Annotated in this window: 22 protein-coding genes; all 22 read left to right on the forward strand. The window is 53.6% G+C overall.

Annotated features, from left to right (window positions below; translation table 11 throughout):
- Positions 1 to 505 precede the first annotated feature (505 nt).
- The 22 genes from sucC (at position 506) to AC27KL_RS07905 (ending at position 21,248) form a co-directional block, all read left to right on the forward strand.
- Positions 506 to 1,666: an ADP-forming succinate--CoA ligase subunit beta gene (gene sucC / locus AC27KL_RS07800; RefSeq protein ID WP_036706887.1), complete on the forward strand. Its 1,161-nt coding sequence runs from the start codon at positions 506 to 508 to the stop codon at positions 1,664 to 1,666.
- Between the two features lie 36 nt (positions 1,667 to 1,702).
- Positions 1,703 to 2,632: a succinate--CoA ligase subunit alpha gene (gene sucD / locus AC27KL_RS07805; RefSeq protein WP_212948912.1), complete on the forward strand. Its 930-nt coding sequence runs from the start codon at positions 1,703 to 1,705 to the stop codon at positions 2,630 to 2,632.
- A gap of 109 nt (positions 2,633 to 2,741) precedes the next feature.
- Positions 2,742 to 3,857, forward strand: coding sequence for a DNA-processing protein DprA (gene dprA / locus AC27KL_RS07810; protein WP_487169356.1), 1,116 nt, complete (start codon positions 2,742 to 2,744; stop codon positions 3,855 to 3,857).
- Between the two features lie 66 nt (positions 3,858 to 3,923).
- Entirely contained in the window at positions 3,924 to 6,020 is a 2,097-nt protein-coding gene (gene topA / locus AC27KL_RS07815) for a type I DNA topoisomerase (protein WP_339321335.1), read from the forward strand.
- 34 nt (positions 6,021 to 6,054) lie between these two features.
- Positions 6,055 to 7,401 carry an FADH(2)-oxidizing methylenetetrahydrofolate--tRNA-(uracil(54)-C(5))-methyltransferase TrmFO gene (gene trmFO / locus AC27KL_RS07820; RefSeq protein WP_339321334.1) on the forward strand — a complete coding sequence of 449 codons (1,347 nt, stop codon included), beginning with the start codon at positions 6,055 to 6,057 and terminating at the stop codon, positions 7,399 to 7,401.
- Positions 7,402 to 7,415: 14 nt separating this feature from the next.
- Complete coding sequence (hslV, locus tag AC27KL_RS07825) at positions 7,416 to 7,958, forward strand: ATP-dependent protease subunit HslV (protein WP_212948919.1); 543 nt, start codon at positions 7,416 to 7,418, stop codon at positions 7,956 to 7,958.
- Positions 7,959 to 7,974: 16 nt separating this feature from the next.
- Positions 7,975 to 9,378, forward strand: a complete 1,404-nt coding sequence (hslU, locus tag AC27KL_RS07830) for an ATP-dependent protease ATPase subunit HslU (RefSeq protein ID WP_487169357.1) — start codon at positions 7,975 to 7,977, stop codon at positions 9,376 to 9,378.
- Positions 9,379 to 9,847: 469 nt separating this feature from the next.
- Positions 9,848 to 10,258, forward strand: a complete 411-nt coding sequence (gene flgB / locus AC27KL_RS07835) for a flagellar basal body rod protein FlgB (protein ID WP_339321332.1) — start codon at positions 9,848 to 9,850, stop codon at positions 10,256 to 10,258.
- A gap of 6 nt (positions 10,259 to 10,264) precedes the next feature.
- Positions 10,265 to 10,717: a flagellar basal body rod protein FlgC gene (gene flgC / locus AC27KL_RS07840; protein ID WP_339321331.1), complete on the forward strand. Its 453-nt coding sequence runs from the start codon at positions 10,265 to 10,267 to the stop codon at positions 10,715 to 10,717.
- Positions 10,718 to 10,754: 37 nt separating this feature from the next.
- Positions 10,755 to 11,066 (forward strand): flagellar hook-basal body complex protein FliE, encoded by a 312-nt coding sequence (gene fliE / locus AC27KL_RS07845; RefSeq protein ID WP_339321330.1) that lies wholly within the window; start codon positions 10,755 to 10,757, stop codon positions 11,064 to 11,066.
- Positions 11,067 to 11,104: 38 nt separating this feature from the next.
- Complete coding sequence (fliF, locus tag AC27KL_RS07850; RefSeq protein ID WP_339321329.1) at positions 11,105 to 12,685, forward strand: flagellar basal-body MS-ring/collar protein FliF; 1,581 nt, start codon at positions 11,105 to 11,107, stop codon at positions 12,683 to 12,685.
- Positions 12,686 to 12,697: 12 nt separating this feature from the next.
- Positions 12,698 to 13,714, forward strand: a complete 1,017-nt coding sequence (gene fliG / locus AC27KL_RS07855) for a flagellar motor switch protein FliG (RefSeq protein ID WP_036706899.1) — start codon at positions 12,698 to 12,700, stop codon at positions 13,712 to 13,714.
- Positions 13,707 to 14,555: a FliH/SctL family protein gene (locus AC27KL_RS07860; protein ID WP_487169358.1), complete on the forward strand. Its 849-nt coding sequence runs from the start codon at positions 13,707 to 13,709 to the stop codon at positions 14,553 to 14,555. Before fliG ends, AC27KL_RS07860 begins: the two co-directional genes overlap by 8 nt.
- On the forward strand, positions 14,542 to 15,861 hold the full coding sequence (gene fliI, locus AC27KL_RS07865) for a flagellar protein export ATPase FliI (protein WP_212948921.1): 1,320 nt from the start codon (positions 14,542 to 14,544) through the stop codon (positions 15,859 to 15,861). The genes AC27KL_RS07860 and fliI overlap by 14 nt, the downstream gene beginning before the upstream one ends.
- 9 nt (positions 15,862 to 15,870) lie before the next feature.
- Complete coding sequence (fliJ, locus tag AC27KL_RS07870; RefSeq protein ID WP_036706910.1) at positions 15,871 to 16,314, forward strand: flagellar export protein FliJ; 444 nt, start codon at positions 15,871 to 15,873, stop codon at positions 16,312 to 16,314.
- Positions 16,315 to 16,360: 46 nt separating this feature from the next.
- Positions 16,361 to 17,287 carry a MotE family protein gene (locus AC27KL_RS07875; protein WP_487169359.1) on the forward strand — a complete coding sequence of 309 codons (927 nt, stop codon included), beginning with the start codon at positions 16,361 to 16,363 and terminating at the stop codon, positions 17,285 to 17,287.
- Positions 17,288 to 17,326: 39 nt separating this feature from the next.
- A complete protein-coding gene (locus AC27KL_RS07880) occupies positions 17,327 to 18,643 on the forward strand; it encodes a flagellar hook-length control protein FliK (RefSeq protein ID WP_487169360.1) in 1,317 nt (438 codons plus the stop codon).
- 20 nt (positions 18,644 to 18,663) lie between these two features.
- Positions 18,664 to 19,227: a flagellar hook capping FlgD N-terminal domain-containing protein gene (locus tag AC27KL_RS07885; RefSeq protein ID WP_487169361.1), complete on the forward strand. Its 564-nt coding sequence runs from the start codon at positions 18,664 to 18,666 to the stop codon at positions 19,225 to 19,227.
- The gene (locus AC27KL_RS07890; protein WP_339321324.1) at positions 19,224 to 19,607 is read left to right on the forward strand and encodes a TIGR02530 family flagellar biosynthesis protein; all 384 of its coding nucleotides are present in this window, start codon (positions 19,224 to 19,226) and stop codon (positions 19,605 to 19,607) included. Before AC27KL_RS07885 ends, AC27KL_RS07890 begins: the two co-directional genes overlap by 4 nt.
- A 78-nt stretch (positions 19,608 to 19,685) precedes the next feature.
- Positions 19,686 to 20,507 carry a flagellar hook-basal body complex protein gene (locus AC27KL_RS07895; protein WP_212948925.1) on the forward strand — a complete coding sequence of 274 codons (822 nt, stop codon included), beginning with the start codon at positions 19,686 to 19,688 and terminating at the stop codon, positions 20,505 to 20,507.
- 58 nt (positions 20,508 to 20,565) lie between these two features.
- Positions 20,566 to 20,790, forward strand: a complete 225-nt coding sequence (locus tag AC27KL_RS07900; RefSeq protein WP_036706922.1) for a flagellar FlbD family protein — start codon at positions 20,566 to 20,568, stop codon at positions 20,788 to 20,790.
- Positions 20,787 to 21,248: a flagellar basal body-associated FliL family protein gene (locus AC27KL_RS07905; protein ID WP_339321323.1), complete on the forward strand. Its 462-nt coding sequence runs from the start codon at positions 20,787 to 20,789 to the stop codon at positions 21,246 to 21,248. Before AC27KL_RS07900 ends, AC27KL_RS07905 begins: the two co-directional genes overlap by 4 nt.
- Positions 21,249 to 21,256: the final 8 nt, after the last annotated feature.

Genomic DNA, 21,256 nt, shown 5'->3' on the forward strand with positions numbered 1-21,256 from the left:
CTACTGCCCAAATGCAGCGACGTGTCTGTCGAAAAAAGGTGCTTCCTTATTTTCGAACATCGATATTGATCAAATTGTAATTTTGCGGCAGGGAAAAGTCAAGGCTGCTGTTTAGGGGGACTGCGGATATCCTTCGGGAACGTCATTGCAAAAGCTGCCAAAGGATTAATATTTTCCAAATGTTGTGGTAATATAAGCCGGGAAGCGAGGGAAAAGCGCTGAGGCCTAAGGGGAGCGGCCGGCCGGTCTAAAAGTGTCGATTTTTCAGGCCCGGTTGAAGTAGACAAGCAAAATCCGGAGCCGGAGAACAACAAAACGAATGATTATGGAAAAAAATCCCAAATATTCTCTCAAACGGATTAAACCGATATCAAAAAGCTGTCGATATTCCCTCAGTTTCTTAAGGTAAGCGTTTTAAAAACGTGGTACAATAGCTTGGGTTTATATTATTTTCCAAGAGAAAAGCCCGCCTTGTAGCAGTCATGTTGATAGGAGGATTCCGTAAATGAATATCCATGAATATCAAGGAAAACAGGTATTGAAGCAGTATGGGGTTACCGTTCCGAACGGAAAGGTCGCTTATACGGTGGAAGAAGCCGTCGAAGCGGCGAAAGAGCTTGGCAGCCAGGTCACGGTCGTCAAGGCCCAAATCCATGCGGGCGGACGCGGTAAGGCAGGCGGCGTCAAGGTAGCGAAAAATCTGGACGAAGTCCGCGCCTACGCCGAAGAAATCCTCGGCAAGGTTCTCGTTACGCATCAGACAGGTCCGGAAGGGAAGGAAGTAAAACGTCTTCTCATCGAAGAAGGCTGCGATATCCGGAAGGAATATTACGTGGGCGTCGTCGTCGACCGCGCAACGGGCCGCGTCGTGATGATGGGATCGGAGGAAGGCGGCACGGAGATCGAAGAAGTGGCTGCGAAAACTCCGGAGAAAATCTTCAAGGAAGTCGTTGATCCGGCCGTAGGACTGCAGGTTTTCCAAGCCCGCAGACTTGCTTATGCCATCAACATTCCGAAAGAATTGGTAAACAAAGCCGTTCAATTTATGATGGCCCTTTATACGGCTTTCGTGGATAAAGACTGCTCGATCGCGGAGATCAACCCGCTGGTTGTGACGGGTGACGGCAACGTCATGGCGCTGGACGCCAAACTGAACTTTGACTCCAACGCATTGTTCCGCCACAAGGACATTCAGGAGCTCCGTGATCTGGACGAAGAAAACGAAAAAGAAATCGAAGCATCCAAATACGACCTGAGCTACATCGCCCTTGACGGCAACATCGGCTGCATGGTTAACGGCGCGGGCCTTGCCATGGCAACGATGGATATCATCAAATACTACGGCGGCGACCCTGCCAACTTCCTTGACGTTGGGGGCGGCGCAACCACCGAGAAAGTAACGGAGGCGTTCAAAATCATTCTCTCCGACGAGCAGGTCAAAGGCATTTTCGTCAACATTTTCGGCGGCATCATGCGTTGCGACGTCATCGCCGAAGGCGTGGTCGAAGCGGCGAAACAGCTTGGTTTGACCCGTCCGCTGGTCGTGCGCCTGGAAGGCACCAACGTGGATCTCGGCAAGAAGATTTTGGCCGAATCCGGCTTGAACATCGTTCCAGCCGATTCCATGGCCGACGGCGCGCAAAAAATCGTCTCGCTCGTAAAATAAGGACCTTTAAATAAGATTAGGGGATGTGAACGAATCGTGAGTATTTTGGTCGATAAAAATACAAAAGTGATTACCCAGGGCATCACCGGGAAAACCGCCCTTTTCCATGCAAAAGGAGCCCTTGATTACGGAACGCAAATGGTGGGGGGCACTTCCCCGGGCAAAGGCGGCACAACCGTCGACATCGAGCTTGAAAACGGAACGTCCGTCAGCCTGCCCGTGTTCAATACGGTTGCCGAAGCCAAAGCGGCTACAGGCGCCACGGCGAGCGTTATTTACGTACCGCCGGCATTTGCCGCGGACTCCATCATGGAAGCGGTTGAAGCCGAAATGGAGCTCGTCATCTGCATCACCGAAGGCATTCCGGTACTTGACATGGTCAAGGTTGCCCGTTACATGGAAGGCAAAAAGACCGTCCTGATCGGACCGAACTGCCCTGGCGTCATCACGCCCGGCGAATGCAAAATCGGCATCATGCCCGGCTACATCCATACGCCTGGCCATGTAGGCGTCGTATCCCGCAGCGGAACGTTGACGTACGAGGCCGTCCATCAGCTGACGACCCGCGGCATCGGCCAATCCACGGCGGTGGGCATCGGCGGCGATCCGGTCAAAGGCACGGAATTCATCGACGTGCTGAAGCGTTTTAACGAAGATCCGAATACTTATGCGGTCATCATGATCGGCGAAATCGGCGGCACGGCCGAAGAGGAAGCCGCGGAATGGATCCGCGACAACATGACGAAACCTGTCGTCGGCTTTATCGGCGGCGTTACCGCTCCTCCGGGAAAACGCATGGGCCATGCAGGCGCCATCATTTCCGGCGGCAAAGGCACGGCGAAAGAAAAAATCGCCAAAATGGAAGAGTGTGGCATCAAAGTCGCTCCGACGCCTTCCGAAATGGGCTCCACGCTGGTCGACGTTTTGAAGGAACGCGGCCTGCTGGATAAATGCTTGACACACTAATCTGCATTCGGGTTATTATAGGATCAAAGGTAAGCAACCTTTTATTTCCTCCAGGGGAATAAAGGGTTGCTTTTTTTGCATTTCAATTCGTTGCCTGAGGTGAATCATGATGAATAAGCGCTGGCTGCTGATCGGTCTGCATGAATTCAAAGGGCTGGGCAGAAAAAGCATCGCACGAATCCTGTCGGAAGGTATGCTGACGGAAGAGATGATCCATTTTAATAGTAGGGATTGGGAAAAATGCGGTTTTTCCGCCGGCCTGTCGGAGCGGTTGGCAAAAGAGCTCACGGCCGACTATATTTTGCGGAAACGGGAAGAAAAAGAAAGGGATGCGGGCACCCGCGTGGTCACCATTTTGGATGAGCATTATCCGGCGCTGCTGAAGGAAAGCCCCGATCCTCCGCACGTGCTTTATGGAAAAGGGGATCTCCGGCTGCTCCATGTGCCGTCGGTTGCCATGGTCGGAACTAGGGTTCCGACGGCATACGGGCGGAAAATGGGGGCGGAGCTGGCGCAGGGATTATGCGAAGCGGGACTGGCCGTCGTCAGCGGGCTCGCCAGAGGAATCGACAGCATTTGCCACGAAGCTGCGTTATTATGCGGAGGCAGGACGGTTGCGGTCATCGCGACGGGCATCGATATCGTTTATCCGCCGGAAAACAAATCGCTTTTTGCCAGAATCGGCGATCGCGGATTGATCGTGACGGAATATCCTCCCGGGACAAGACCTCATCCGGGATTGTTTCCGCAGCGGAACCGCATCATTGCCGGCTTGTCGCTGGGCACGATCGTAGTGGAGGCGGATGAACGGAGCGGATCGCTCATTACGGCGGACGCGGCGCTGGATGCGGGGCGCGACGTTTTTGCCGTGCCGGGGCAGGCGAATTCCCCGAAAAGCAAGGGGGCTTTAAACCTGATCCGGCAGGGGGCCAAAATGGCCTGCAGCGCGGACGACGTTCTCGAGGAATATGATTCATGGTTGCCAAACCGGCACGAGAATACATACAATAGGGAACGCCAGGTAAAAGAGGCCGCGAGCGGAACGGGCCATTTGACAACCGACGAGCTGCAACTATACCATATACTGGAGCAGGGGCCGTTCACGCTGGACGAACTGCTGCTACGAAGCCGATGGGATTTTGGACATTTGCATTCAGTTCTGTTATCTTTAATCATAAAAAAGCAGATTACCCAATTACCTGGTGCTATATATAAGATCATCTGAACATTGAACGTTTGAAACGCAGAAAATCAAGCGAAACTTTTGACTGTAGGAGAGGAGGATGAGCCGATGGCTGATTCACTGGTGATCGTGGAATCGCCCGCCAAGGCGAAAACGATCGGCAAATATTTAGGCAGCAAATTTATCGTAAAGGCTTCCATGGGCCATGTTCGCGATTTGCCAAAAAGCCAAATCGGAGTTGAAATAGAAAACGAGTTCAATCCGAAGTACATTACGATCCGCGGAAAAGGTTCCGTGCTCAAAGAGCTGAAGGACGCCAGCAAAAAGGTCAAAAAGGTTTATCTCGCAGCCGACCCCGATCGCGAGGGGGAAGCGATTGCCTGGCATTTGGCGCATGCGCTTGAACTGGACGATACGGAAAACTGCCGGGTCGTATTCAACGAAATTACGAAGCAGGCCGTGAAGGACGCGTTCAAAACGCCGCGCAAAATCAACATGGATTTGGTCAATGCCCAGCAGGCGAGGCGGATTTTGGACCGTCTGGTAGGCTACAAGATCAGTCCATTATTATGGAAGAAAGTCAAAAAGGGACTGTCCGCTGGGCGGGTTCAATCGGTCGCCGTCAAAATCATCCTGGACCGCGAAAACGAAATCAACGCTTTCGTTCCTGAGGAATACTGGTCCATCACCGCCAAGCTTGCCAAGGGCAGCTCGGTGTTCGAAGCGAAATTCCATCAGCTTGAAGGGCAAAAGAAGGAGCTTTCGAAGGAAGAAGACGTCCAGGAGGTTCTGAAGGCCATCAAAGGGGCTACCTTCAAGGTGGCCGAGGTCAAAGAAAAGGAACGCCAGCGGCATCCGTCGCCGCCGTTTACGACAAGCTCCCTTCAGCAGGAAGCGGCCCGCAAGCTGAACTTCCGCGCGGCCAAAACGATGTCCGTCGCCCAGCAGCTGTACGAAGGGGTCGAACTCGGCAAGGAAGGCACCGTCGGTTTGATTACTTACATGCGTACCGACTCGACGCGAATTGCCGCGTCCGCGCAGGAAGAAGCTAAAGGTTACATCGGCGAAAAATTCGGCGGCGATTTCGTGCCGGAAACCCCGCGCGAATATTCGAAAAAGGCGGCAAACGCGCAGGATGCGCACGAAGCGATCCGCCCGACCTCGGTGCTCCGCGATCCCGAATCCGTCAAGGCGTTCATGAGCCGCGACCAGTTCAGGCTGTATAAGCTGATTTGGGAGCGCTTCGTGGCGAGCCAGATGGCTTCCGCGGTTCTCGATACGCTGTCGGTGGATATCGCCGCCGGAACGGCCGTATTCCGCGCATCCGGCTCCAAGGTGCGTTTTCCGGGCTTCATGAAGGTGTATGTCGAAGGAAACGACGACGGCACGACCGAAGAAGAGAAATTCCTGCCCGAGCTGACGCCGGGAGATAAGCTGAAGAAGGAAGACATCGAGCCGAAGCAGCATTTCACACAGCCTCCGCCGCGGTATACGGAAGCGCGTCTCGTGCGCACGATGGAGGAGCTTGGAATCGGACGGCCGAGTACGTATGCCCCGACGCTGGAAACGATTCAGAAGCGGGGTTACGTGGCGATCGAAGACAAGAAATTCGTTCCCACCGAGCTGGGAGAGCTGGTCATCGAGCAAATGGAACAGTTTTTCCCTGAAATTCTCGATGCGGAGTTTACCGCTCATATGGAAGAAGATCTGGACCATGTGGAGGAAGGCGCCGAGGATTGGGTGAAGGTGCTGAAGGAATTTTACGAATCCTTCGAAAAACGCCTGGAAGTCGCCGAGGAGGAAATGAAGGAAATCGAGATCGAAGACGAGGTTTCCGACGAAATCTGCGACAAATGCGGCAGGCCGATGGTTTACAAACTGGGTCGGTTCGGAAAGTTTCTGGCATGCTCGGGATTCCCGGATTGCCGGAACACGAAACCGATCGTCAAGGATATCGGCGTGACTTGTCCGAAATGCAAGGAAGGCCACGTCGTGGAACGCCGCAGCAAAAAAGGGCGCATCTTTTACGGCTGCGACCGTTACCCGGAATGCGATTTCGTGTCCTGGGACCGCCCTTCCAGCGTTCCTTGCCCGAAATGCGGCTCGTGGATGGTGGAAAAGCGGAACAAGCAGGGAGCCCGGCTGCAATGCACCTCCTGCGATCACACCCAGGAAATCGAAGAAAACGATGAAGACACAGTCTAACAGCATGTTGTATGCATAGTAGGAGGTAATGAAATTGACCGAAGCAAAACAGGTGACCGTCATCGGCGCGGGTCTGGCAGGCAGCGAAGCTGCCTGGCAGATCGCGAGCCGGGGCGTACCCGTGAAATTATACGAAATGCGTCCCGTCGTCAAAACGCCCGCCCACCATACGGACAAGTTCGCCGAACTCGTCTGCACGAATTCCCTTCGGGCCAACGGCTTGACCAACGCGGTCGGCGTGCTTAAAGAAGAAATGCGGATGCTTGATTCGATCATTTTGAAATCGGCGGACAAAAACGCGGTTCCCGCCGGAGGCGCGTTGGCGGTGGACCGGGACGGTTTTTCCGGCGATATTACGAACATTCTGCACAACCATCCGCTGATCGAGGTCGTAAACGAAGAAATACAGCATATACCTGAAGAGGGGATCGTCGTCATCGCGACAGGCCCTCTGACATCCCCTGCTCTCTCTGCCGAAATCAAAGCGCTCATGGGCGAGGAGTATTTTTATTTTTACGATGCGGCAGCGCCGATCGTCGAAAAAGATTCCATCGATATGAGCAAAGTGTACCTGGCTTCCCGCTATGACAAAGGCGAAGCCGCCTATTTGAACTGCCCGATGACCGAAGAAGAGTTCAACGCGTTTTACGATGCGCTCGTTTCGGCAGAAGTCGCGCAGCTGAAGGAATTCGAGAAAGAAGTTTATTTCGAGGGCTGCATGCCGATCGAAGTGATGATGAAACGTGGCAAACAGACGGCTTTGTTCGGTCCGATGAAGCCCGTCGGCCTGGTGAATCCTCATACGGGCGAACTTCCGTACGCGGTCGTGCAGCTGCGCCAGGACAACGCGGCGGGAACGCTGTACAACCTCGTAGGGTTCCAGACCCACCTGAAATGGGGCGAGCAAAAACGGGTGTTCTCCATGATTCCGGGACTCGAAAATGCCGAATTCGTCCGCTATGGCGTCATGCACCGCAACACGTTCATCAATTCGCCGCGCCTGCTTAAGCCTACATATCAGCTTAAGACGAACGAGAATCTGTTTTTTGCCGGGCAAATGACCGGAGTGGAAGGATATGTCGAGTCGGCCGCATCGGGGCTTATAGCGGGCATTAACGCCGCCAGAAAGGCCAAAGGCGAGGAGCTCGTCGTTCTACCCGAAACCAGTACGATCGGCAGCATGGCGCATTACGTCACGAATGCCGATCCGAAGCATTTCCAGCCGATGAATGCGAACTTCGGTTTGCTGCCGGCACTGGGCCAAAAAATCCGCAACAAAAAAGAGAAAAACGAGGCGCTTGCCAACCGGGCGCTCGCCAGCATTGCCGAATTCGTCAAAGAATACGGCGCCTCGAAAGCAGGGGCAGGAAGCATAGAGTAGGAGGCTTGACGGACATGGAGATGTCATTTCACGCAACGACGATTTGCGCCGTGCGTCACAACGGGAAGGCGGCCATCGCCGGCGACGGGCAAGTGACGTTCGGCGAGAACATGATCATGAAGCAAACGGCCAAAAAGGTACGGCGGCTCTACAGAGGGCAGGTCGTGGCCGGCTTCGCCGGATCCGTGGCGGATGCCATTACCCTTTTCGAAAAGTTCGAAGGCAAACTGGAGGAGCATCACGGCAATCTGCAGCGCGCGGCGGTGGAGCTTGCCAAAGACTGGAGATCCGACCGCGTCCTCCGCAAGCTCGAAGCCTTGATGATCGTCATGGACAAGAGCGGCATGCTGCTGATCTCCGGAGGCGGAGAAATCATCGAGCCTGACGACGACGTCATCGCGATCGGGTCGGGGGGCAGCTTTGCGCTGTCGGCCGCCCGGGCGCTGAAACGTCATGCGCAGGATCTCGAAGCGAAAGACATCGCGCGCGAGGCGCTGAAAATCGCTTCCGAAATTTGCGTCTACACGAACGGGAATATCATCGTGGAAGAGCTGTAAGGACAGGGGGATGAACATGGTGAATCAGAACATGACGCCAAGACAGATTGTCGCCGAATTGGATAAATATATCGTCGGGCAGAAACAAGCCAAAAAATCCGTAGCCGTCGCCCTTCGCAACCGGTACCGCCGCAGTCTTCTTCCCGACGAGGACCGCGACGAAATCGTTCCGAAAAACATTTTAATGATCGGGCCGACCGGCGTGGGCAAAACGGAAATCGCCAGACGTTTGGCCAAACTCGTCAACGCGCCGTTCGTCAAAGTCGAGGCCACGAAGTTTACCGAGGTCGGCTACGTCGGCCGCGACGTGGAGTCCATGGTCCGCGATTTGATCGAAACGTCGATCCGGATGGTCAAAGGCGAGCGGATGGAAAAGGTCAAAGACCGCGCGGAGGAGCTTGCCAACGAACGCATCGTCAAAATCCTCGTGCCAAGGAACGCGAAAAACAAAAGCCAGCGCAATCCGTTCGAAATGCTGTTCGGGAACGGGAACAACGAGCCGCAGGACCAGGACGAAGACCAGGAGCTTGAAGGCTCGATCGCCGAAAGACGGCGCCAGGTCAAATTCAAGCTGCTGTCCGGCAGCATGGAGGACGACCTGATCGAAATCGACGTGGAGGATACGACGCCGACGATGATGGATATGCTTGCCGGCCAAGGCAATGATCAAATGGGCATGAACATCCAGGAAATGTTCGGCAGCCTGCTCCCAAAACGGACGAAAAAACGGAAGCTTACGATCAAGGAAGCGCGCAAGGTGCTGATTCAGGAAGAAGCGACGAAGCTGATCGACATGGACGACGTCATCGCCGAGTCGGTGTCCCGGGCAGAGCAATCCGGCATCATTTTTATCGATGAGATCGACAAGGTGGCCAGCCAGGGCAAAGGAAGCGGCCCTGACGTGTCCAGGGAAGGGGTGCAGAGGGATATCCTTCCCATCGTCGAAGGTTCCACCGTCATGACCAAATACGGCCCCGTAAAGACCGATTTCATCCTGTTTATTGCGGCCGGCGCTTTCCATATCGCCAAACCGTCCGATTTGATTCCGGAATTGCAGGGACGTTTCCCGATCCGTGTCGAATTGAACAGCCTGTCGCTGGATGATTTCGTGTCGATTTTGACGGAACCGAAAAACGCGATTACGAAGCAATACAAGGATTTGCTGAAGACGGAAAACCTCGAAATCGACTTTTCGCCCGAAGCCATCCGGGAGATTGCCAAAATTGCCGCAACCGTGAACGAAAACATGGAAAATATCGGCGCGCGCAGGCTGCACACCATCCTGGAGAAGCTGCTGGAGGATCTTTCGTTTGAAGCGCCGGAGCTGACGCTGGAGCACATGACGATCACGCCGGAGTATGTGCGGGAGAAACTCGCCGGTATCGCGCAGGACCGCGATCTCAGCCAGTATATTTTGTGATCATAGACATAGGTAACCCGATCGGAAGCCTTAAAGGCTTATATTCTGATCGGGTTTTTGTCGTTAAAACCGGTCGTTTAGTAACGGATCGGGAAAATATGAAATCTTTTTGAAAAATCATACTTTCGCAAATCGGAAAATCCGGGACTAATTCGCCTCGTTTTTGGCGAAAACTGGCGATGCGCAAGGTTGTCCTAAACCTCTAATCCCTTATATGGAGCAGAATTACAAATATTTCGACTCAAATTAAGAAAAAAGCCCCTCTTTTAGTCAAAAGATAGGGCTTTTTTCTTATTGTAATAAATCCCAATCTCTAAGAAACTTAGGATATACGACAAGTTAGTAATTTTTTCTACTTAAGTCCCAAAAATCTTGTTTATTTTGATTGGTTTTGTCGAAAAAGACAGGATTTCGGAGGACGAAGTAGAAAATTTCATATATGTAAGATCTGTAAAAAGGGGGGCAGAACATGGATTTGTTGAACAGCACCAGCTTTCGGCTTATGGAGGCTGGATTGCGTGCGGCTAACATCCGGCAAAATGTCATTTCCAACAACATCGCGAACGAGGAGACGCCTTATTTCAAGCGCTCGGACGTGTCGTTCGAAAATTTGCTGCAGCAGGAAATGAACGGCGGTGCGATGCCTCGGTTGCGCGGCAAAGTAACGGATCCCCGGCATTTTGTCATAGGACCTGCCAATTCGATCCCGGAGCCGGTCGTCACCACGGATCGCTCCACCGCGATGAACAATAACCGGAACAATGTCGATGTCGACAGCGAAATGGCGAATCTGGCGGCAAACCAAATTCAGTACAATTCTTACATCCAGCAAATCAATGAACAAATCAAAATGATGCGCGTAGCGGTAGAAGGGAGATAAGAATAGATGAATTTGAACAGCAGTTTTGGCATCAGTGCATCCGGCCTGACGGCGCAGCGCCTCAGAATGGATGTCATTTCTTCGAATATCGCCAATGCGGAAACGACCAGGGCATCCGTCGTCAACGGAAAAGCCGTGCCTTACCGGCGCAAGATGGTCGTTTTAGCGCCGAATGAGTCGAAATTCGAGAATATGCTGCAAGCACAATTGAATGGGGAGGGGAGCTCGGCTCGGGGAGTGAAGGTCAATGCGATCCAAGAGGACCAGACCCCTTTCAAGCCTGTTTATAATCCGAGCCATCCGGACGCGGATGCAGAAGGGTATGTGTACATGCCTAACGTGGACCTCACCAAGGAAATGGTGGACCTTATTTCGGCGTCGCACGCGTACAATGCGAACGTAACGGCGTTAAACGCCTCGAAAGCGATGATTATGAAGGCTTTGGAAATCGGCCGGTAGTTCCATAGAACCATAAATGCATTAAGGAGGGACATTGATGATACAGAACACCATGTTCAACACGCTCAACGTACAACCGCTTAAACTTCAGGAAAGCACCCCGGGCGGAAAAGATACGCCGGCGGAATCGCTTAGCAAGTTCGGTACATACCTGGAAAATGCCATCAGCCAAATCGCAGACCAGGAAAAAACGTCCAAGGACATGAGCACGAAGTTCATGCTCGGGCAAGTGGATGTGGACCAAGTCATGATTTCCTCGGAAAAAGCGCTGCTGAGCCTGCAGCTTGCCTCCCAAGTCCGCAATAAGGTCATCGAGGCCTATCAGGAAATCATGCGCACGCAAATCTAATCGTAAATGGCTAAGATTCGGGTAGGGTGGGTGACGTTGTGAATGAAAGAATCGCCCAATATAAGGACAGAGTCGTCCAATATTGGAATCAGTTCAGCAAGAAACAGAAAACCATTTTTATTTCAACACTCGCATTAATCGTCATTGCCATCGTGGTATTGACCATTCAGCTTTCCAAAACGGAATACGAGGTCGCCTTCAAGGATTTGAACGCCAGCGATTCCGCAGGCATCATGAATTATCTGGACACGAACAACATTCCGTACAAGCTCGGTCCCGACGGGAAAACGATCTCGGTGCCTAGCGCGCAGGCTGCCCGCATCAAGGTGGATGTCGGCTCCCAAGGCATCATCCAAAACGGTTCGATCGGATTCCGCGCTTTCGACAATTCTTCTTCGATCGGAACGACGGACAGCGAGTTTAACGTAAAGTATAACAACGCTTTGAACGGCGAAGTCGAACAGCTTCTCAAGCAAATGAACGGCATTTCCAACGCGAAGGTGCTCGTCACTCTGCCAAAGGAAAGCGTCTTTGCAGGAATGGACGACCAGGAAAAAGGCAACGCATCCGTCGTGTTGACCTTCAAACCGGGTTACCATCCGAACCAGTCGACGATCGACGGATATTTCAACCTCGTCAAAACGGCGGTGCCGAATCTTCCGATCGAAAACATCACGATGATGGAAGGCGAAAGCAACACGGAGCTTCTTCCGTCCGCCAGAGGCGGGCAAGGAACGCTGAGCAGCTCGGTGGAAGAAAACTTCGCGCTGCAGAAGAAATTCGAAAACGAGGTGCGCCAAAACGTCAAGCAGTTCCTGGGTCAATTTATGGGTCCGAACAAAGTCGACGTGCTGGTCGTGTCGAAGCTGAATTTCGACAAGGTTCAGAGCAAGGAAAACCTGGTCACGCCGGTCGATGCCGAAAACATGAAGGGCATTGAAATCAGCGTGCAGGAAATATCGAAAAACTATACGGGCAAAAGCAGCCCCGAGGGCGGCGTGGCAGGAACCGGCCAAACGCAGGTGCCGTCCTATCCGGGAGACGCGTCCTCAGGCGACGTCACTTCCGAAGATTTGTCCAAAACGATCAATTACGAAGTGAACCGGATTACGAAGGATATCGTCTCGAGTCCTTATACCGTTAAAGATTTAACCATTAATGTAGCCGTTGAACCGCCTACCGGACAAAAAACGGTGGATCAGCAAACGAAAGATGCCATTCAAAACATTTTGGTGAACATCGTCAGGGCATCCCTTGCGGATTCGGGCTCTACATATACAGACGCAGATCTGGCCAAAAAAGTTTCGGTTTATTCGCAACCTTTTGGCGAGGAACAGACCCCGGCGAAAGGCTTGCATCTTTCCAAAGGAGTTCTGTGGGGCATCGGTCTCGCCGCGCTTGCTCTGCTTGCGGGAGGCGCGTTCCTGATTTTCCGCCGTCGCAAACAGAACGAAGAACTGGAAGAGGATCTTCCGCTGCCGGCTCCGACAGAGTTTCCGTCCATCAGCTTGGAAAGCGTGACGAACGAAAGCCAGGTGCGGAAGCAGCTTGAAACGCTGGCAAAGAAAAAGCCGGAGGAATTTGTCAATCTGCTGCGTACATGGCTCGCTGACGAATAGAGGTGAAATGACTTGGTAAAACCAAACAGCCAGGGGCTCAGCGGGAGGCAAAAAGCGGCGATCCTGCTGATTACGCTCGGGCCGGAAGTCTCGGCTCAAATCTTCAAGCATTTAAGGGATGAAGAGATCGAGCAGCTAACTTTGGAAATTGCAAACGTACGGAAAGTGGACAGCGTGGAAAAAGACATGATCCTGTCGGAGTTCCATCAAATCTGTCTCGCTCAGGAATATATATCCCAAGGCGGCATCAACTACGCCAAGGAAATTTTGGAGAAGGCGCTCGGCCCGCAAAAAGCGATCGAGGTCATCAACCGCCTGACGGCGACGCTGCAGGTCAGACCTTTCGATTTTGCGCGCAAAGCGGATCCGAACCAGATTTTGAACTTCATTCAAAACGAAAACGCGCAGACGATCGCGCTTGTGCTGTCCTATCTGCAGTTCGAACAGGCGGCTGCCATCTTGTCGTCCCTGCCGCAAGAAAAGCAGGCCGACGTGGCAAGGAGAATCGCCGTCATGGACAGCACGTCGCCGGAAGTCATTGCGCAAGTGGAGCGGGTTTTGGAACAGAAGCTCTCGGCTACGGTCACGCAGGATTACACGAACGCCGGCGGCATCGAGTCGATCGTCCAAATTTTGAACGGCGTCGACCGCGGCACGGAACGGACTATCCTCGACTCCCTGGAAATCCAGGATCCGGAGCTGGCCGAAGAAATCAAAAAACGGATGTTCGTGTTCGAGGATATCGTCAACGTGGACAACCGTTCCATTCAGCGGATCATCCGCGACGTCGAAAACTCGGACCTGCAGCTTGCCCTCAAGGTGGCGAGCGAAGAGGTGCGCGACGTCATTTTCCGCAACATGTCCAAGCGGATGGCGGAGACCTTCAAAGAAGAAATGGAATACATGGGTCCGGTGCGGCTGCGTGACGTCGAAGAAGCGCAGACCCGCATCGTAAGCACGATCCGCAGACTGGAAGAAGCCGGTGAGATCATCATAGCTCGCGGCGGAGGAGATGACATTATTGTCTAATCTAATCAAATCTTCCCAATACATTCCGGTCGAAGCGCTGAAAAAGCTGGACCTCGGGCATCGTTACGTTCCGCAATCGGAAGCTTCTCCGCTGGAAGAAAAAGCGTCCGAAGAGATCAGGAAAATCGAAGCGGATGAAGAAGCGAAGCGGCTCAGCAAGGAGATGCTCGAGGATGCCCGCGAGTTCGCCGAACGGCAGCTGCGCGAGGCTTCGGAGGAAGCGGAGCGCATGCTGGCGGAAGCAAGCGGGCAGATCGACAGTTGGTGGCAGGAGCGCAGGCTTCAGGACGAACATTTGGTCGAAGCGCTCAAATCCGAAGGTTACGACACAGGGTACCGGGAAGGCTCAGAGAAGGCGATGGCGGATCTTCGGGACCAAATCGGCCGGATGATGGACGAAGCGCAGACGGTGCTGAAGCAAGCTTATTTAATGAAAGAACAGATCATTCAGGAGGCCGAGCCGTTTCTGGTCGAACTCAGCTGCGCCATCGCCGAGAAAGTGATCGACAAACAGCTGACGCTCGAACCGGACTACGTGATCGAACTGATCAAAAACAATTTATCGCGCAAACGGGAGCAGGGCGTTATCACGCTTTGCGTGGCGCCGAAACATTTCGCTTTCGTTCAGGCTGCAAGGGAAGAGCTTGCGGCCGCGATCGACTCCCAGGCGGAGCTTCAAATTTTGCCGGATTCGACGGTTCACGACCAGGGCTGCGTCATTCGCTCGTCCTTCGGCAGCATCGACGCGAGAATCGATACGCAGCTGACCGAAATCAAAAAGGAACTGATTCGGATCGCGCTGGATGACGAGGAGCGGAGCAACCAAGATGAAGATGCTTAGCAGCGAACGATACAAGGAACATCTGCGGAATTTGGACCCGGTCAGAATCAACGGCAAAGTCACCCAGGTAATCGGGTTGATGGTCGAATCGGAAGGACCGGACGCCAGCGTTGGCGATGTCTGCTACATTTATCCGACGAAAAGCTCTAAACCGCTGCAGGCCGAGGTCGTCGGCTTCCGGGACAACAAGGTGCTGCTGATGCCGCTGGGGGAGCTCCATTCCATCGGTCCGGGCTGCGACGTTGTGGGAACGGGCAAGCCGCTTAGCGTTCAGGTCGGCTCCGAGCTGCTTGGCAAAGTTCTTGACGGGCTCGGGCAACCGCTCGACGGATCGCTGATCCCGACCCGGATGCCGTACAGTTCGACGTACAACGAGCCGTCCAATCCTTTGACCCGACCAAGGGTCAAGGAACCGATCAGCATCGGAGTAAGGGCCATCGACGGATTGCTTACGATCGGCAAAGGGCAGAGGGTCGGCATTTTCGCCGGCTCCGGCGTCGGCAAAAGCACGCTGATGGGCATGATTGCCCGCAACACGGACGCGGACGTCAACGTGATCGCCTTAATCGGGGAACGGGGACGCGAGGTTTTGGACTTTATCGAAAGGGACCTGGGGCCGGAGGGGCTGCAGCGTTCGGTTGTCGTCGTCGCGACGTCGGATCAGCCGGCGCTTGTCAGGATCAAAGGCGCCCTGATCGCGACGACCATCGCGGAATATTTTCGCGACCGGGGAATGAACGTCATGCTGATGATGGACTCGGTAACCCGCTATGCCATGGCGCAGCGCGAGGTAGGCCTGGCCGTCGGCGAACCGCCGGCGATGAGAGGCTACACGCCTTCCGTCTTCGCCAGTTTGCCGAAATTGCTCGAACGGGCCGGAACGGGACCGACGGGTTCGATTACGGCCTTTTATACCGTTCTGGTCGACGGCGACGACATGAACGAACCGATTGCCGATGCGGTCCGGGGGATTTTGGACGGCCATATCGTGCTTAACCGCAACATCGCCAATAAGGGGCACTTCCCCGCCATCGACGTGCTCGCGAGCATCAGCCGGGTGATGAAGGATATCGCGCCGAAAGAGCAGATCGAAGCGGCGGACAATTTAAAAAGGCTGATGGCCGTTTATAAAGACTCGGAGGATCTGATCAACATCGGCGCCTACCAACGAGGTTCCAACGAGCAAATCGACGAGTCGATCGATTATATCCAGCAGATATGGGACTTCACCAAGCAGAAGGTGGACGAGAAAGTAACGCTGGAGCAGGTGCAGGAGCGTTTGATTTCCGAATTTTCAAGGAGATGACCTTAAGGGATGAAATTTCAGTATGCGTTCCAGAAAATCGTGGATTTGAAAACCAATGAGAAAACACAAGCTGAATGGATGCTATCCAGCGCGATCGGAAGATTGCAGGAAGAAAAGAAATCTCTTGAAGAGCTGCTTGAAAGCAGGGAACGGATGGCGAAACAGCTCCAGGAGGCTGCCGAACGGCGGGCGCCGGTAGCGAAAATACGCGAGTTCCAAATGTATGCCGACCATTTGCAGCAATGCATCGCCAAAAAATATTCCGACGTCGAGCGGGCGGACAGCAATGTCCAAATGAAAAAACATCAGCTGACCCGCAAAATGCTGGACGAACAGGTCTGGCTCAAAGCGCGGGATAAGGCTAAAAGTTCCTTCCAGCAAACCATGCTCCTGAGGGAACAGAACGAACTGGATGAAATGGCAACAGTCAGGTTCGCCATGAGAGCGAGATAGATGGAACGAATCGAAACGATGCTGTGGCCTCGGGGGTGGATTGATTGTGGCAGATAAAGATTTTGATATAGAGAAAGAGTCTGCGGGAGGGTTTGAAAAGTTTCTGTTTTTCATGATCCCGATCATTTTTACGGTCGTGCTGATCGGCGTGCTGCTCACGCTTTTTAACGTCGATGTTCGAAACAGCGTGCTGGGCATTGCGGATAAAATCCCGGTCGTCAAAAACTGGGTTCCCGATCCCGTCAAAGACCCTGAAAAAACAAAGCTTCAAAACGCGAAAGATCAGGTCAAAAGCGCTAACGCGACGATCGACGAGCTTAAAAACAAACTGGCGGCCAAAGAGGCGGATCTGCAAAAGGCCAAGGAAGAAAAAGCCGAGCAGGAACAGAAAGTGAAAAGCCTGCAGGACCAGCTGGAATCGGCGCAAAACGCGGAAACCGCAGCGCAGGGCGCAAATCCGGAAAACGCCGATCCCTATGAAAAGCAAATCAAGGATTTGGCCAAGATGTACGCCGACATGAGCCCGAGCAAAGCAGCGCCGATCATGCAAAACATGACGACCGAAGAAATGGTATTGCTCCTCAGCAGCATGAAAACCGACAGCCGGACGGCAATCCTGGCCAAGATGGACCCGAAGATTGCGGCGGATGTATCGATGAAACTGAAGGATGCCGTTTCTTCGAGCGATTTGGCGATCGCGGCGCTGCAATCCCGGATCAGCAAGGATGCGGCGGAGGAAAAAACCAGCGCGTCGAGCGGCCTGGACAAAACGCAAATCAGCCAAACCTTTGCGAGCATGCCTGCCAAAAGCGCAGCGGAGCTCCTCCTTGCAACCTACAAAATATCGCCCGACAAAGTATTGAAAATTTTGAACGAGGTGGCCGACTCGACCCGTTCCGGCATACTGGACGCGATGAACGCCAAGGATCCCAAAACGGCGGCCGTCATCTTGAACAAATTGATGATCAAGTAAGATCAGCCCTTTTCGGTTCGTGAAAGGAGGTGAAATCATATGAGTCTCGTTTTTCAAAACGTGGCCGCCGGAAACTCCCCAAGCGGAAAAACAGCGGCTGCCGGCGGTAAGCAGGCGGCGGGAACGGGGGCCGTTGCGGGCGTATTCAATCAATCGCTGGCGCAAATGATGTCGGGGGATGCCCCGCAGCCAAGCGCCGCGATCGTAAATGCGGGCACGCTGCTCGAAGGCCTCCTCCAACTGGCGGGGATGGGCGCAACCGGCGAAGAAGCCGGCGGCGATGAGCAAGGCGTTCTGGACCTGCTGCAAAGCCTGACCGCCGACATGGACAAGCTGGACGAGGCGGTTGCGGCCGATCCTGAGCTGCTTGCGGCGCTTCAAGGCTGGCTGCAGCAAGTTCAAAACCTGCTGAACCAGGCCAATTCGGCAGGGAATGCGGCGCAGGCGGAAAACGCGGATGCGCTGACGGGCCCACTTTCCGAAAGTCCGGCGACGATTCGATTTGTCGTGCAGGACGGGATGGAGCAGCTCGCCTCCCTGCTGCAAAAACGGCAAGGGGCGTCAGGCAAGGTGCAGCATCAGGCGCTTCAGCTTCTCCAGTCGTTCCAGGAGCTGATCAACAACGGGCAGGCGGCGCCATCGAAGCCGCTCGAGGCACAGACGTTTGCGGCCCAGAGCAAAAATGCCGCGCTCGAACGTCATATCGGCGCTTTGTTTAAAGGCGTACAGCCTGCAGGCAGCGAGGGCAGCGAGCAGACGGCTGCCGGGGACCGCCAAGAGCAGCCTAACGACCCGTTTGCTACGCAGCATACGGTAACGGCCGGCCAGCTGGCATTGCGACACGGCATCAACGCTTCGGCGAAAGCTGCGGCACCGGTACCGGTCGAAAAATTTTCGGAAGAGATGAGCGGATTTGTCGTCAAAAATCTGGAATTCGTCAAGCAGCAAGGAATTTCGGAGGCAAGAATCACGCTTTATCCGGAGCGCCTGGGCCAAGTGGACGTCAAGCTGACGATGCAAAACGGCCAGCTGATCGCGCAGTTTTCGACCGAGCATGCGGCCACAAAGGATCTGCTGGAACAACAGATGAGCCAGCTTCGTTCGACGCTGCAAACGCAAGGCGTGCAGGTTGAAAAGCTGGTCGTAACCCAGAACCCGTCGCCGCAATCGCAAATGTACCAGGACGGCGGACGCCAGCCGGGAGCAGGTCAGCAGCAGTCCAACCGCCGCTCCAAGGAGAAGGAAACGCCTACCGACGACGCGATCAAAATCGCGGAACTGGGGGAAGAGCTTAGCGAGTGGCTGGCAGCCCAGGAACAAACGGACGGCGGCAACATGTTTACGGCAAAAGCTTAGCCAGACGGAGGTGAAAACAAATGGCTTCGGAAATTTTCTCCACACCGAATGTATGGCCTAATTATTCGGCTGAAAACGTCGCAAGAGCGAGCAACAAAAAGCAGGAGCTGGGAAAGGACCAGTTTTTGAGCATTCTGATCAAGCAGCTGCAAAACCAGGATCCGATGCAGCCGATGGAGGACAAAGAGTTCATCGCGCAGATGGCCCAGTTTACTTCGGTAGAGCAGCTGATCAACATTTCCAAACAGCTGAATGCGATGAGCCAGTCCCTGGGCAACGTCTCCGGCCTGATCGGCAAGGAGATCAGCTGGATCGACGACGCGAACAAGGACCAGGGCGGCGAAAGCAAAAGCGAGATGAAATCGGGCGTCGTGGACTCCATCATCGTGAAAGACGGCGTTCAGTACGCGTCCGTTGGTTCGCTGGCGATCCCGTTGGACAAGGTCATTGAAATCAAAGAAGCGTCCAAAACCGAGGAACATCCGGCGCCGGATCAAACGCCTCCCGCAGATGATCCGAAAGGTGCGGAACCTGCTGGCGCTGATTCGAATACCGACGCAACCGGAAGCGGTGAATCGGCATGAATGAACGCATAACCATCGGGCAGCTGTATCCTTCCAAGATGTATCCGGCAGTCAAAAACGCCGCTCAGCGAAGCTTGCAGCGGGAAACGCCAACAACCTCGTTTGACCGGCTATTCCAACATGAGCTGCTGAAATTCAGCAACCATGCGGCCAAGCGGCTGGAGCAAAGAGGCATTGAACTGCAGGGAGACCAGTTGGCCAAAATTCAAGATGCCGTTGACAAAGCGGCGGCTAAAGGAAGCAAGGAATCGCTCATCTTGCTGCAAGACATGGCGCTGATCGTCAATGTGGCAAACCGGACGGTCGTGACGGCGATCGACGGAAATTCGATGAAGGACAACGTATTTACGCAGATCGACAGCGCGATCGTTATATCTTAATCTGGCTGGCCCGACAGGAAGCCAGTGGACCGCTGACCGACAGACGCGGTCCTTACATGACGAGGGAGGAATAAAACTATGATGAGATCCATGTATTCCGGCGTATCAGGCATGCGGGGGTTCCAGACCAAGCTTGACGTCATCGGCAACAACATCGCAAACGTGAATACGATCGGCTTCAAATCCGGACGGGTCATGTTTAAGGATGTCATAAGCCAGACCGTTGCAGGTATTACGGCCCCGGAAGACTCTGTTCATGGCGGCGTGAATGCCAAGCAAATCGGCCTTGGCGTATCCGTTGGTTCCATCGATACGATGCATCTGGGCGGCAGTGCCATGATGACGAATAATCCAACGGATTTGCGCATCGATGGGGACGGATTTTTTCTTGTGAAGCTGGATCCGGCGCAGGACCCGCCTTTTTTGACCCGGGCTGGCGATTTTCATATTGATGCTTTGCAGCAGCTCGTTACTTCGGATGGCCTGTTTGTGTGCGATACCGACGGAGCGCCGATCAAGCTGCAAAGTAACACGGTCTCTTTTTCAATCTCTCAGGATGGAACGATCATCCAGAAGCTCGATGACGGAACGACGGACAACGGAACGAAGATCGGCGTGGGCAAAGTGCCCAACCCGGAAGGCTTGGAGAAGATCGGCGGGAACCTGTTCCGGATGACGCTGAACGCCAAGGAAGACGGACTGGTCGACTTCCCGGCCGACGCCAATGACGCCACGAAGGGCACGGGCGCGGTCATCGCCGGGCAGCTTGAGATGTCCAACGTGGACCTGACGAGCGAGTTCACGGAAATGATCGTGGCTCAGCGCGGCTTCCAGGCCAACTCGCGGATTATTACAACGTCCGACGAGGTTCTTCAAGAGGTCGTCAATCTGAAACGTTAGTAAATGATCGTAGCGGGAGAGGGGCCGCCTCTCCCGAATTTCCATAGGAGGCTCTGCTATGATTTCTGTTACCCGGTTAAACGGCTCACCAATATGGCTGAACGCTTTGCTTATCGAAACAGTGGAAGAAACGCCAGACACCTATATTACGTTGGTCACAGGCAAACGCATGATCGTTTTGGAAAAAGCAGCTGAGGTCATTTCCTTGGTGAAACAATACAATCAGGAAATCGGCGTTCACAATGCCACAATCAAAGTGCAACAAATGGAGGAAAACTCATGAAAAAAATGCTGCCCTGGCTGATTACCATACTTCTGGCGATAACACTGATCGTGGTTGCTGCTGTTTTGCTAGCGCCTCAATTCGGAAAAGACTCCAATTCGAATGCTGCGGCTCCGGCGGCCGAGGGGAAAAAATTATCAGCGGATGAACTCGTGGAAATGACGTCTGAAATCAAAGATATCAAAACCAATCTTGCAGATCAGGATTATATCGTATTGATGAATTTTGCGTTCCAATTGAACGATAAGAAATCCAAAGAAGCATTCGACAAGATCAAGGAGTTTAAAATCAAACCGATTATTATCAAAACCCTTGCAGACACCAAGCCGGAAGAATTAAAGGGCTCGGACGGCAAGGACCAATTAAGCGCAAAATTGATCAATCTGATCAATAAGACCCTGACTGAAGGGAAATTGAATCAGATCGAAATCACAGATTACCTGGTAACGCCGATCTAAACGAAGGA

The sequence above is a fragment of the Paenibacillus sp. YAE3 genome, from assembly GCF_057546105.1.

Bases quoted from the DNA above. Each gene is read 5' to 3' on its own strand.
- AC27KL_RS07885 (WP_487169361.1), top strand. From the start codon at position 18,664: ATGGCTTCGGAAATTTTCTCCACACCGAATGTATGGCCTAATTATTCG.
- hslV (WP_212948919.1), top strand. From the start codon at position 7,416: ATGGAGATGTCATTTCACGCAACGACGATTTGCGCCGTGCGTCACAAC.
- fliI (WP_212948921.1), top strand. From the start codon at position 14,542: ATGAAGATGCTTAGCAGCGAACGATACAAGGAACATCTGCGGAATTTG.
- AC27KL_RS07880 (WP_487169360.1), top strand. From the start codon at position 17,327: ATGAGTCTCGTTTTTCAAAACGTGGCCGCCGGAAACTCCCCAAGCGGA.
- flgC (WP_339321331.1), top strand. From the start codon at position 10,265: ATGAATTTGAACAGCAGTTTTGGCATCAGTGCATCCGGCCTGACGGCG.
- flgB (WP_339321332.1), top strand. From the start codon at position 9,848: ATGGATTTGTTGAACAGCACCAGCTTTCGGCTTATGGAGGCTGGATTG.
- topA (WP_339321335.1), top strand. From the start codon at position 3,924: ATGGCTGATTCACTGGTGATCGTGGAATCGCCCGCCAAGGCGAAAACG.
- fliJ (WP_036706910.1), top strand. From the start codon at position 15,871: ATGAAATTTCAGTATGCGTTCCAGAAAATCGTGGATTTGAAAACCAAT.
- dprA (WP_487169356.1), top strand. From the start codon at position 2,742: ATGAATAAGCGCTGGCTGCTGATCGGTCTGCATGAATTCAAAGGGCTG.
- fliE (WP_339321330.1), top strand. From the start codon at position 10,755: ATGATACAGAACACCATGTTCAACACGCTCAACGTACAACCGCTTAAA.
- AC27KL_RS07905 (WP_339321323.1), top strand. From the start codon at position 20,787: ATGAAAAAAATGCTGCCCTGGCTGATTACCATACTTCTGGCGATAACA.
- AC27KL_RS07900 (WP_036706922.1), top strand. From the start codon at position 20,566: ATGATTTCTGTTACCCGGTTAAACGGCTCACCAATATGGCTGAACGCT.
- AC27KL_RS07895 (WP_212948925.1), top strand. From the start codon at position 19,686: ATGATGAGATCCATGTATTCCGGCGTATCAGGCATGCGGGGGTTCCAG.
- AC27KL_RS07890 (WP_339321324.1), top strand. From the start codon at position 19,224: ATGAATGAACGCATAACCATCGGGCAGCTGTATCCTTCCAAGATGTAT.
- sucC (WP_036706887.1), top strand. From the start codon at position 506: ATGAATATCCATGAATATCAAGGAAAACAGGTATTGAAGCAGTATGGG.
- hslU (WP_487169357.1), top strand. From the start codon at position 7,975: ATGGTGAATCAGAACATGACGCCAAGACAGATTGTCGCCGAATTGGAT.